Below are 6669 nucleotides of genomic sequence, written 5' to 3'. Positions count from 1 at the left end.
TTCGTGCTCCCGGTGCCCCACGTCCCGGATGGGCTCACCATAAGGCCGCTCTCAAAGAAGAACAGCAGGACGAATAGGCACCAAAGATCACATACCGGATAACGGCCAAGTCGAGAGGATGAACCGGACGCTGAAGGAGGCAACCGTCCGGCGATATCACTATGAGACCCACCGGCAACTTGAAAATCACCTTGCCGCCTTCCTCGATGGATACAACTTCGCCAGGCGGCTCAAGACCCTTCATGGCCTTACACCTTACGAAGCTATCTGCACGGCATGGGCCAAACAGCCAGATCGCCGCCGCAATGTGGTGTTCACCGAGCCGCTTGCTAAGTTTACCGAAGCCCTGCTGGTGCCGAATGGCAATCCCAAAGACCTGCACTCCTTTGACGATATCCGTGACAAGGGCCTGACGCTGGTCACCACCGCCGGTTCCGACACCGTCAAGAACGCCAAAGACGCGGGCATTCCGGAGGACCGTGTCATGCAGGTCGCCGGCCAGGCCGAATTCTTGCAGGCAGTGAAGGTCGGCCGCGCGGCGGCGGGGTCGCTCAACTACTTCACGGTGAAGGAACTCGCCGACAAGGGCGACAGCGTTGAAATGGCAGATCCGTTCACGCCGCCGGCTGGGAAGGCCGGCTACCCAAGTCTCGCCTCCCTGCCCAATCAGCAGGCGACGGTCGATGCCTTCAACGAGGTGTTGAAGACTTATATCGGCTCCGACGAAATGATGCAGTCGGTCGGGAAATACGGCTACACGAAAATCAATCTGCCGGACGGCACCAAGACCGCCGACCTGTGCAAGGGCTGAAATCTTGCGGGGAATGCCCATGCACGTGAAAGGCTCCCGGCCGCAGTGGCCGGGAGACGACAGAGCAAAGTGACAAGACGCGAGGCTCCGGGGTGCCGATTTCCGGTATTCAGACGAGATAATTCGGCAACCTGGCATGTGAGGCTGCTGCACTCAGGAGTGAGCAATTGCCAGTCCATTTCGCATGGTCAGAGTGCCGACCTGATGCCCCTCCTTTTGCCGAGGAACTGATGATCACCGAGCATCGCGTATCGATTGATGGTGTCGAGACATCGTACTGCGAGAACGGAGCTGGTAGGCCGATTGTTTTCCTGCACGGGGCGGGCTTCGGTGCAGAGGGTAAGAGTCTGACTCATAATGTTTCTGAAGGATATCATGGATTTGCGATCCGCCGTGTCATGAGCTGAACGGATGCGAGCAGCAGCCAAGCGGTGGAGCTTTCGATGGTCTCCTCGAAGTCCTTGGACAGGCGGCGATTGCGGCCGAACCAGGCGAAGGTTCGCTCCACCACCCACCGGCGCGGGAGCAGGACGAAGCCTTTTGCAGCGTCGGATCGCTTGATGATTTCGAGGGTCCAGTCACCTTTTCCCCTGAGCGCGGTCTGGAGTTTTTCACCGGCGTAGCCGCCATCGGCGAAGACGTGGCGCAGCCAGGGGAAGCTTTCCCGAATAGAAGCCAGAACCTCCGGGGCGCCGTCTCGGTCCTGGATGTCAGCGGTATGGACGATCGCCGCGACCAGCAGGCCCAAGGTGTCGGTCAGGATATGGCGCTTTCGGCCTTTGATCTTCTTGCCCGCATCGTAGCCGCAAAGCCCGCCGCTTTCAGTGGTTTTCACGCTTTGGCTGTCGATTACGCCGGCGCTGGGCGACGCCTCCCGACCCGCGGCGACACGCACGGCCATCAGCAGCAGGTGGTTGATCGTGCTCCAAAGGCCGCTGTCGCGCCAAGCGTAGAAATAGCGCTGAACCGTCGATACCGGCGGCAAGTCCCTGGGCAGCATTCGCCAAGGCAGACCGCTACGCAGCACATAAAACACGCCCTCCATGATCGACCGCTGCGACCATTTCGGCGGGCGGCCAAGCGCCGAGCGAGGGGGAAGCAGCGGTTCCAGAACCACCCATTCCGCGTCCGTCAAATCACTTGAATAACGCAGTCCCTTTCGCGCATGCTTGGCGCGGGTGATATCAGTCCACATGTGACGCTCCGTCGAGGCTTCGCAACTCCGACTGAATCACAAGTCATTGATATCACCCAACTTCATTTTGGGTCAGACACTAAGAGTTCCTTTGTTCGGCAGCTGAACGGGCTATCCGATCAATTTACGGTGGTAGCGATTGATCAACTCCATTTTGGGGGAACGGATTATCCCGCTGACTGCAAATACATTAACCGGCTCGGTCGTGTGAATCATGTAATTAGCTTCCTCCAACAACTGGGTTTGAAGCAGATCACGCTTGTCGGCCATTCAGAAGGATCATTCGTCGCCGCGCGGGTCGCGATCGTGCGTCCCGATCTTGTTTTTAAGCTTGTCCTGCTGACCGCCAACTCCGTGTCGCCGGCGTTTGGAGATGACCGTGACGAAGCTTGGATGGAGGCCTGCCGACAGGCTTACGACTGTTCCGGCCCGATGCCGAGCGAAGAGGAATACATCACCGCCCGGCGGAAGGGCTGCCGCGCCCACGGGCAGGATGTGGAAGGCGCCGAGCGAGAAGCCTATCGGCGGGCCGCGGCCCGGGGACAATGGGAGATTTGGCAGAGATTGCCGGAAGACGAGACAGACCTGCATCGTTATGCACTGCTGCAGCAGAAGTATATCTTCCCCTACCTTGATCAGCTTCAGGCCCAGACGTTGATCATCTGGTCCAAGAACGACCCTACCGCGACGCCCGAGCAAGGGCTCAACCTGGCGAAGCTGATCAGGAATTCAGATTTCCATCTGCTCAATAATGCCGGCCATTCCGTCCAGGTTGACCGGAGCGAAGCCGTGAACAGACTCATCCGTCAATGGCACGAGTAATCAACGGTGACGGCAACAACAATGCTCGGGCCAGCGTTTCCGAGGCGATCTCTCAGCGGCGTGTCGCATTCGACGATTTTGTGCCCTGCCATGTAGACCATGGCCATAAGGGCATAGCCCAGACGCTGGCGCCTGCCATCTCATCCAACCGGGCAGGGGAGGAGTCATGCCAGACGTGGTGTGCCTCAGCTGGCCATACCATAGCTCGCGATTGTTCACTTTCATCCAACCTGGGGATGACGGAAATATGCGCGTGAACCCCAAAATCGCCGAATTTCTGCGAATAACTTGCAATTCTCGCACAAAGCACCACAGCTGCGCTGCTACGCTAATGAAGCATGGCACAAGTGGCGTAGCAAAGGATCGACTGGATGAATCTATACCTAGGATATTGAGGTGGGGGCCCTGCAGCTCACACGATGATGGGAACCGCCGGATTACAAGCTCAACAAATGATGCAATGGTCCTTTCCCGAGGCATATTGGGAGACCATCGGCGAAACGAAAACGGAGGACTAACCAATGGTCAAGTGGAAACTCGACAAATGCTCTAAGACTGCCATCTTGAAGAGATTTGCTGCGCTCGGCATAGCGGCGATGACTATCTCATCTTTTGCCGGTTCGGCCTCGGCGGAGTCGCTGCTCGATAAGATCAAAAATGGAGAAACGATCCGTCTTGGCTTCACCAATGAGCCTCCGAGTGCCTATCCCGGCGCGAATAACGAGCCGCTTGGCCTGGTGAATGCTATGACGCTGGACGTTCTGAAAAAAATGGGCACGACCAAAATCGAGCCGGTCGTAACCGATTGGGGGTCGCTCGTCCCGGGTCTCCAGGCTGGTCGCTTCGATATTATCACGGGCGGCATGTGGATTAAGCCGGAACGCTGCCGCAACGTGTTGTTCAGCGAGCCGATCGCCTCGAGCAACGATGTCATAGTCGTGTCGAAGGGCAATCCGGAAGCGCTTCATTCTCTCAAAGATGTGCATGACAAGGGGCTCACCCTCGCAATTATGACGGGCACCACCGCAGTCGAGGAAGCGAAAAAGTTGGGTTTCGCCGACGACAAGATCATGCAGGTCGCGGGGCCGCCGGAAGTTGTACAGGCTGTTAAGGCTGGTCGCGCTGCCGCCGGCAACCTCTACAGTCTGAACGCGACGACTCTTGCCGAGAATGATACGAGCATTGAGGTGGCCGACCCGTACACCCCGCCGGGGCCTAGCGAACATCCTGCCATCGCCTTCTCTCTAAGCGAACAGGCTGCGGTAGACGCGTTCAACACTGTGTTGAAAGACTACATTGGCTCCGACGAAATGATGGCCGCGGTCGGCAAATATGGCTACACAAAGCGAGATTTGCCGGACGACAAGAAGACTGCTGATCTTTGCAAAGGCTGAGCTATACACCTGACCGCTCCCCGGCCCTTGGCCGGGAGGCGGCCAGTGGGGAGGGTATATGAGTAAGGTCGATCTCAGCTTTATCTTTGCCGTGCTCACCAAGGGCGTCATGACTACGGTCATCGTCACTCTTGGCGCCTGCGCCGTAGCGATCGTCCTTGGGCTCGTCGTGGGCCTGACCCGAGTCTCTCCCCATCGGCAGTTGCGCTGGTTCAGTATCGCCTACATCGAATTCTTCCGCGGGACATCGTTGCTGGTTCAGCTCTACTGGTGGTTTTTTGTATTGCCGATTTTCGGTCTTTTCCTGTCCCCGTGGACCGTCGGAATTCTGGGGATCGGGATGAATTCCTCCGGCTACGCAGCCGAATACGTCCGTGCCGCCATTCAGGCCGTTGACCGAGGCCAGTATGAGGCATCGACGGCACTCAATTTTGCGCGGCTCACTATGATGCGGCGTATCATCCTGCCACAGGCGATGCGGGCCATGCTGCCGACCTGGGGTAATATGCTCATCGATGTGCTAAAGGGTAGCTCCCTCGTGTTCTTCATCACCATCACCGAATTTACCAGCGCCGCCAAGCAGGCGGCCGACGCAACAGGCGATTACATGCTGTTCTTCGCGGTCGCACTATTTGGTTATTACATCATCGCGCGCGCCCTCATCACTCCTTTCGTACGCTGGCTGGAACGCCGCGTCTCGCGCGGTTTCGTTCGGGAGCAGATGGCTTGAAGATCTGGGATTGGTCTTACGTATGGGAGGCATTCCCATATCTCTATCAGGGAGCGATCGTCACCATTGAGGCTACGCTGCTCGGGTTTGCGATCGCGCTGATATTGGGTCTTGTCTTCGCGATGATCCGCCAGTCGCCAAACCGCTATATCTCGACCACAATGGCGGAGATCGTGGAGTTTATCCGTTCAACGCCCTTGCTGCTGCAGTTGTTCTTTGTCTATTTCGTTGGTCCGCAGATCGGAATGTTCATTCCTGCCTGGACGGCGGGAATTGGCGTGCTCGGAATCCACTACGCAGCCTATTGTTCTGAAGTCTTCCGCGGCGGCATCGAGAATGTAGACGGCGGCCAGTGGGAGGCCTGTACGGCACTAAACCTTTCGCGAACGCGGACCTGGCGAACAATCATTCTGCCGCAGGCGATCCCGCCCATGGTGCCTGCTCTGGGCAATTACTTCATCGGCATGTTCAAGGACACGCCGGTCTTGGCGGCCATCTCGATCTTCGAGATGCTGCAGCAGGCGAAGAATTTCGGGGGAAACAACTATCGGTACATAGAAGCGATCACCATGTGCGGCTTCTTCTACTACGTGTTCAGCTTGGTTGCTTCCGCTATCGTGCAGTCGGTTCGCGTCTGGCTCAACCGCCGCTACCATCTGCAATAGGGAGGCCTTATACTATGAGCGAATTTGTGCTTCGCTTCGAGGACGATCTCACGAAGCGCCCTAGGGCATTAGCTAGGCTGGACGAGCTTGACCTTGATATCACGCGCAGCGAAAAAGTCATGAACGAACCCATGGTCCGCTTTGAGAACGTCACAAAGCGCTACGGCGCGTTGACGGTGCTGGACGAACTCAATCTCGAGATCGCGCGCAACGAGAAGGTGTCCATCATTGGTCCTTCCGGCTCGGGCAAGACTACCGTTCTGCGCATGCTGATGACGCTTGAGCACATCAACGGGGGGGTGATATGGGTCGATGGTGAACCACTCACGCATATGCAGAAGAACGGCCAAATGGTGCCGGCGAGCGAGCGTCATCTCCGTCGCGTGCGTAGCAAGATCGGTATGGTGTTCCAGCACTTCAACCTGTTCCCGCATATGACCGCTCTGCAGAACTGCATGGAGGCGCCGATCTCCGTCCTTGGGCTCTCGAAGAAGGAGGCGGAGGCCCGAGCGGCAGAGCTGCTCGACTTGGTGGGCCTCGGGGAGAAGAAGAACCATTTCCCGATCCAGCTTTCCGGGGGCCAGAAGCAACGCGTGGCGATCGCTCGGGCGTTGGCCATGCGGCCCAAGGTGATGCTGTTTGACGAGGTGACATCGGCGCTCGACCCGGAACTGGTTGGAGAGGTGCTCAACGTCATCCGCAAGCTCGGCGCCGAACATGACCTAACGATGCTGATGGTCACGCACCAGATGGGCTTTGCCAAGGAGTTCTCCGATCGCGTGTGCTTCTTTTCTGGCGGTAAGATTGTCGAACAGGGCCCGCCAAGCCAGCTCTTGGGCAATCCGCAAAATGAGCGGACCCGACAGTTTCTCAATGCGGTGCTGGAGGCAAGGTAAGTTGCGGATTGTACCGCTGGTGGACTTATCCCCATGGGTGGCTTCCCGGCAGGAACTAAACTAGGCCACTGATGTGATCGACAAGAGCTTTTTGATCGGATTTGCGATATTCTCCTGTTGCGCATGGGTGACCGCGTGGCGAAGAGCAGGGTCCGA

6 protein-coding genes and 1 pseudogene are annotated in these 6669 nt (G+C 57.6%); 6 read left to right on the top strand and 1 reads right to left on the bottom strand.

Going from position 1 to position 6669, the window contains the following annotated elements; all coding sequences use genetic code 11:
- Positions 1–94: 94 nt before the first annotated feature.
- A pseudogene (locus AC0L2H_RS32195) lies at positions 95–298 on the top strand (integrase core domain-containing protein); the annotation flags it as partial.
- Between the two features lie 886 nt (positions 299–1184).
- On the opposite strand, the gene AC0L2H_RS32190 reads toward AC0L2H_RS32195, so the two are convergent.
- A complete protein-coding gene (locus AC0L2H_RS32190; protein WP_019863384.1) occupies positions 1185–2006 on the bottom strand; it encodes an IS5 family transposase in 822 nt (273 codons plus the stop codon).
- On the opposite strand from AC0L2H_RS32190, the gene AC0L2H_RS32185 reads away from it, so the two are divergent.
- From AC0L2H_RS32185 to ehuA, 5 genes are all read left to right on the top strand, one after another.
- Positions 1977–2828: an alpha/beta fold hydrolase gene (locus AC0L2H_RS32185; RefSeq protein WP_155249166.1), complete on the top strand. Its 852-nt coding sequence runs from the start codon at positions 1977–1979 to the stop codon at positions 2826–2828. The genes AC0L2H_RS32190 and AC0L2H_RS32185 overlap by 30 nt on opposite strands.
- Positions 2829–3349: 521 nt before the next feature.
- Entirely contained in the window at positions 3350–4222 is an 873-nt protein-coding gene (ehuB, locus tag AC0L2H_RS32180) for an ectoine/hydroxyectoine ABC transporter substrate-binding protein EhuB (RefSeq protein WP_019863388.1), read from the top strand.
- 58 nt (positions 4223–4280) lie between these two features.
- Positions 4281–4952, top strand: coding sequence for an ectoine/hydroxyectoine ABC transporter permease subunit EhuC (gene ehuC, locus AC0L2H_RS32175; protein WP_019863389.1), 672 nt, complete (start codon positions 4281–4283; stop codon positions 4950–4952).
- On the top strand, positions 4949–5617 hold the full coding sequence (gene ehuD, locus AC0L2H_RS32170; RefSeq protein WP_019863390.1) for an ectoine/hydroxyectoine ABC transporter permease subunit EhuD: 669 nt from the start codon (positions 4949–4951) through the stop codon (positions 5615–5617). Before ehuC ends, ehuD begins: the two co-directional genes overlap by 4 nt.
- Before the next feature lie 119 nt (positions 5618–5736).
- The gene (ehuA, locus tag AC0L2H_RS32165) at positions 5737–6513 is read left to right on the top strand and encodes an ectoine/hydroxyectoine ABC transporter ATP-binding protein EhuA (protein WP_027047796.1); all 777 of its coding nucleotides are present in this window, start codon (positions 5737–5739) and stop codon (positions 6511–6513) included.
- Positions 6514–6669: the final 156 nt, after the last annotated feature.

This window comes from Mesorhizobium sp. WSM4871, from assembly GCF_055811295.1.
This window is presented reverse-complemented; position numbering and strand designations above follow the sequence as displayed.